The sequence below is a fragment of the Streptomyces shenzhenensis genome (assembly GCF_021462265.1).
Classification (GTDB): Bacteria; Actinomycetota; Actinomycetes; order Streptomycetales; family Streptomycetaceae; genus Streptomyces; species Streptomyces shenzhenensis.
The window spans coordinates 1-1,942 of record NZ_JAJONF010000133.1 but is presented as its reverse complement, the minus strand read 5'-3'; the positions used below and the strand labels follow the sequence as shown (position 1 = coordinate 1,942).

At 68.1% G+C, this 1,942-nt stretch carries 3 protein-coding genes; 2 read left to right on the top strand and 1 reads right to left on the bottom strand.

The window, feature by feature from the left end; genetic code table 11:
* Window positions 1-295, bottom strand: a 295-nt coding sequence (locus LQ326_RS47025) for an SDR family NAD(P)-dependent oxidoreductase (RefSeq protein ID WP_234545351.1), incomplete at its 3' end; no start/stop codon positions are given.
* A 692-nt stretch (window positions 296-987) separates the two neighbouring features.
* On the opposite strand from LQ326_RS47025, the gene LQ326_RS47020 reads away from it, so the two are divergent.
* Both LQ326_RS47020 and LQ326_RS47015 read left to right on the top strand, forming a co-directional pair.
* Entirely contained in the window at window positions 988-1,563 is a 576-nt protein-coding gene (locus LQ326_RS47020; protein WP_234545350.1) for a TetR/AcrR family transcriptional regulator, read from the top strand.
* Between the two features lie 84 nt (window positions 1,564-1,647).
* Window positions 1,648-1,942, top strand: a 295-nt coding sequence (locus tag LQ326_RS47015; protein WP_234545349.1) for an SDR family NAD(P)-dependent oxidoreductase, incomplete at its 3' end; no start/stop codon positions are given.

Genomic DNA, 1,942 nt, shown 5'->3' with positions numbered 1-1,942 from the left:
TGAGGAACGACTCGCGGGGTTCGGCGGCACCGACGTTGTTGACGAGAACGTCGATCCGGCCGTGACGCTCCACGGCCCGGCGGACCAGGGTCTCAGGGCCTTCCGAGGTGGACAGGTCGACCGGGACGACCGTGACGTCGTACTCGGCGGCCAGGGCGTCGAGCTCGGGGGTCGAGGTGCGACTGCCCGCCACGACCTTGGCTCCTTCGCGGACCAGGCCTTCGACGACCGAGAGGCCGATGCCCTTGCTGGCTCCGGTGACGACGGCGACCTTGCCCTTGAGGTGCAGTTCCATGACGATACCTTTCTGGATTGATCAATACATAATTACGGCGCACACTTCCTGGAGGCCGCGACAGCACCCTAGCAGGTTTCTTGATTGGGCGATCCAGAATCGGAGTGGCGTCAGTCACCCTTCCGAGCAGTCGTGCCGGTCGGCCATCGAGCCCGCGCGGGACACTCACCAGCCCGGGGTGAACGGATCCCCGCGTCGCGAATCCGGATCGCCTCGCCGCCGGCCGGTCCGGCTCGCCACACCGCACACCCCGAGGGCGGTGGCCACGACGGCACAGCGCTTGGCGGCGCCGGAGGCGGCAGGACCCCCCAAAAAAACGAGGTCGTACAAGGACACACGAGACGGAGCTCGCCCAGGGTCCAGGCAAAGACGGACCAGGACGCGGCGGCACATCTCGACGACGAACACAGCAGGCGACCTGCCCGGCGGCCCCCATGAAGGGCGACCCCCCTCGCGTCGACCGCGCGCCCGCGCGTGAAGGCTCAGATCAACTCAACGACATGGCCGGCAGGGCCGGGAGGCGGCCCGAGCCGTACACCGGCACGGAGCACCGCCGGCCTAGGGCGCGGCGACCGTGCAACCCGAGGGGCCGAAGCGCATGATGCCGGCCCTAGCACCCCGCCGGACGCCGCCGAGCGGGCCGAACCCCCATACTTGATTGACTATTCCACAAAATGGGCTACCCTTTCGCCATGGCACGCACCCGGGAATTCGACGTCGACCAGGCGATAGACCGCGCCATGGACCTGTTCTGGCGCCGCGGCTACGCCGAGACATCCCTGCAGGACCTGCTGAAGGAGCTGTCCATCGGCAGCGGCAGTTTCTACGCGGCCTTCGGTTCGAAGGAGGAGCTCTACATCCGCTCCCTGGACCGCTACATCTCCCTCCAGGGCAACGACCTGGAGAAGACCCTCGACTCGGCGACCGAGATCCGGGCCGCGGTCCGCAAGGTGCTCACCTCGCTGATCGAGGCGGACCTGACCGACCCCGCACGCGGCTGCCTCGTGGTCAACACCTCGACACAGTGCGGCGAGCAGCCTTCGGCGACAGACCGCGTCACCGCCGCCGTCCGGCAGGTCGAGTCCTCCCTCGCCGGAGCCCTGGAGCGGGCGCAGACGCGGGGCGAGATCTCCGCGGACAAAGATCCCAGGCAGCTGGCCCGGTTCCTCACCACCTTCATCCAGGGGATCCGCATCGTCGGCCAGGCGCGCGCGGGGAGGGAGTTCGCGGAGGACGCCCTGTCCGTCGCCATGCGCGCACTGGACTGACCAGGGCAGAATCTTCTCACCGCGCCCCGGTCCGGGATCGATCCTACCATAGTTATGTATTGATCGATCCAGAAAGGGACCGTCATGGAGCTGCACCTCGAAGGCAAGGTCGCCGTCGTCACCGGAGCCAGCAAGGGCATCGGCCTGGCAGTCGTCGAGAAACTGGTCCACGAGGGGGTCAAGGTCGTGGCCGGCAGCCGCTCCTCCACTCCTGAGCTGGACGCCCTGGCGGCCGACCACGACGTCATGATCGCGCCGGTCGACCTGTCCACCGCGACGGGAGCGGAGACCCTGATCCAGCAGGCCATGGAGCGCCACCGGCACCTGGACATCCTGGTCAACAACGTCGGTGCCGCCGAACCCCGCGAGTCGTTCCTCG